Origin of the sequence: Acidiphilium sp. (assembly GCF_049977125.1) — a bacterium.
Lineage (GTDB): Bacteria > Pseudomonadota > Alphaproteobacteria > Acetobacterales > Acetobacteraceae > Acidiphilium.
Genome location: NZ_JBMFGY010000270.1, coordinates 1 through 2,840 on the forward strand (window position 1 = coordinate 1; position 2,840 = coordinate 2,840).

General features: G+C 58.5%; 4 protein-coding genes. All 4 read left to right on the forward strand.

Annotation, left to right across the window (positions count from 1 at the left end):
• Nucleotides 1-935 (forward strand): hypothetical protein (locus tag ACP5E6_RS17915; protein WP_427956573.1); only part of this gene is annotated, 935 nt, incomplete at its 5' end.
• A 19-nt stretch (nucleotides 936-954) separates the two neighbouring features.
• Nucleotides 955-1,128 (forward strand): hypothetical protein, encoded by a 174-nt coding sequence (locus ACP5E6_RS17920; RefSeq protein ID WP_427956575.1) that lies wholly within the window; start codon nucleotides 955-957, stop codon nucleotides 1,126-1,128.
• A gap of 101 nt (nucleotides 1,129-1,229) precedes the next feature.
• A complete protein-coding gene (locus ACP5E6_RS17925) occupies nucleotides 1,230-1,700 on the forward strand; it encodes a hypothetical protein (RefSeq protein ID WP_427956576.1) in 471 nt (156 codons plus the stop codon).
• A 39-nt stretch (nucleotides 1,701-1,739) separates the two neighbouring features.
• The gene (locus tag ACP5E6_RS17930) at nucleotides 1,740-2,636 is read left to right on the forward strand and encodes a hypothetical protein (protein WP_427956578.1); all 897 of its coding nucleotides are present in this window, start codon (nucleotides 1,740-1,742) and stop codon (nucleotides 2,634-2,636) included.
• The last annotated feature ends 204 nt before the right edge of the window (nucleotides 2,637-2,840 follow it).

Here is a 2,840-nt window from a genome sequence, read left to right on the forward strand (position 1 = left end):
GCGAGGCGATCATGCTCTACGGGCGGTTCCGGGTTTATGCCAAGACGTTCGATGCTGAACCGAAAGCCCAGGGGGTTTTGCGGATCAATCGACCACTCCCCCTGCTCCCCGCCGGAAAGCAGGGGGGTATGACCCGCGCGGGCTGGATTCAGGCGGCGCTCGCGGCATTGAAGGAAGATCGACCGGTTAATGCAGACCCCGAAGGCCCTGCGGAAGCGCTCATAGGAGCCCTGACGCCGGCGATCGAGGCGGTCATGGCGAACACCGCACCCGGCGCGCTGGTGGGTGAGCTGGGCGATACGGCGTTCGGCGCGGCCGCCACGACGGCGTTTGTCGGGCCCGATCCTGCCATGCGGGCACCCGGCATCTACTACGAGGTGTTCCAGGTGTTTCCCCGCCTGCCCGAGTACGAAAAAGAGGGTGAAGCGCCCCGGCGACCCCGCTATGACCTGAAAGGCTTCATGCTCCAGCGGCCGGTCATCCACCGTGATGATGCCAAGGCCGCTGCGGGAAGACCGGTCGAGGGGGCGTCGCCGGATCGGCAATCGGTGCCGATGGGACGCAATCTGATGACACTCATTCCCGAGGAAGAGATCCGCATCCAGGCGGCGCTGGGCGGAATTACGGTCCAATCCTACATCAGGAGTCTGGATCATCTCATCGAGACCTTCCGCGAGGCGATCCCGGCATCGGATCCGGCAGTGCCGCGCGAAATCGTCCGGATGGCTGGCCCGCCGGACGCGGCAGCGCAGGACATCAGACCTGCGGATGATCCTTCCACAACCGAAGAGTCCGGGAAGGGCGAACAGGGCGGGGTCACCCCTGCGCAGGAGGCTCCGCTCGGATCACCGGCCGCCAATGACAGAGTGCCGGCCAATGAAAGTGAACCAGACCGGGGTGCGTCTGCTCAGCGACGTTTGAGTCCGGGACAATGAACAACCAAGGGAGATCGATGTGCATTTTCTGCTTCACGTGATCGAGCGCGCCGTGATCTACGACATCGTATTCCGACTGATGCACCATCTCACCCTCCCGGAAGCCCTTGCGCTCGGGGGCGGCATGACGGTGGTTTTGCTCTTCGGTGCCCGTCTCAGCGGGTTCGGCCGGGTTGTGCGCCGCTATCGATGACGCGCTCGGGATAACCGCATACTTCCCCCAATGAGCCAGCTACAGGGGCGATTTGCCAATCCGGAAATGTGTGAATAAATCTTCATCCAAGGATGGATCGAATGAAGCAAAAGGGAATGTTCGTTGTCCGGGTCGGTCTGATGGGACTCGCCACGGCGATGCTGATCGCAGGATCGAGCCGCGCGGCGCTTCCTGCACAACCGGTCCCTCGGGCGGTCTATGTCGGCGTCCAGTTGTTCCAGAAATACGATCAGACCGGCGGCATGGCCCAGGTCGTCCAGGCGGTGAAGGGGTGCTATCAGGTGATGACACCGGCCCCAGGCCTGACGCTCGGCAAAATCGAGTGTCTCGGCGAGGATTCCGCAGCCTATGAGATGTCGATTGCGATGACCAGGCTGCACGGGTTCCCGTCACTTCCGTATTTCACCGAAGGGCAGTTTTTCGGCCGGACCCTGACCGTTCTCAAGAATGCGGGCATTCATCCTGTGGCGGAGCGCAAACGTCTGATGTCGAGCATCCTTCTGCTGAGCGGACAGGATTATCGGCAGATGGCGGCCCCGGGGGCGAATTGATACGTTCTGCAAGCGTGCGTTGACTGGGGAGGGGGGTTGATGGACCCTATCATTAGAAAAAAGGGTAGCCCGCGCTGCATCGGTTATGCACCCGGTCATGCTCTTTGGACCGAGGCTGAACTCAAAACTCCGATTCCGGGCGAGGATCGGACTTTCGGCGGAAATCTGCTGTGGTACGAACCATTTGGACCCACGATGCCCAGCCTCCATGAGATTTTTTCGTTTTACATTTTCTTGGATCTCAGGCGCTTCGTGGTTCGCCGCGCTGGTCACGTTTGCGAGGTTTGCGGAAAAATCGCATTTCCACGGCAGTTTGAGCGTTGGGAATATGATGAAAAGACCAAGATCCGCACCCTGCGGAGGCTGATTTGCCTCTGCAAACAATGCCAGATCTCCAGCCAGCGAGATCTGGAGGGAGCTCCATTCAACAATCAGAATGCGCTGGAATCCCAGATGCGGCTTTATCGGGGCATTACCTACGAGCAGCTGTTGGTCTATGCCGCCGAACAGAGAAGCCTCCAGAAATCTTATCGTGCAATTCGGTGGCGGTCCGATATTTCGCTCCTCACGAACCTGGCTTTCGCCGAGTTACCGCAACCAAGTAAAACGCTGATCGTCAATCATCCGGATCCTCCGGTAAAACCGCCTCCCGATCGGCTTCCGGTTCGGTTTTTTAATGTTCAGGTTGAGGCCCCATATCGTCTATGTCATTCAGAAGCGGATGAGGAGAAGGCGATGGCCGAGGCGAGACGTCTCTGGCCCCTCATCTCCGAATATACATCTGATCAGATCTCGGAGATCACTGGCGTTGAGAAGTTCCGGCTTCACAACGTTCTTGGTTCAAGGCGTGCATGTGCCTTAAAACTTTCCCAAGCCGATCGCAGTGGAAGAAGAAGGCGGAAGAAGACCGACAGTTCAGATGGATCCGAGAAATGATGTGGTCATTGATAGCCGGTGCGCCCGGAGCACGATAGGAGAATGGTCGACATGGGCAGCCAGCAGCTCAAATGCACACCGTTTTCTCGGCAAGAAGCGTCTTACTCAGTTCTAGACCATTTCGCGTTATCGTATCAGAATACCAGAATCAACCCTATTAACACGAAAAAATTGTCTCAGCCGATCGTGCTGGTGGGGTATACC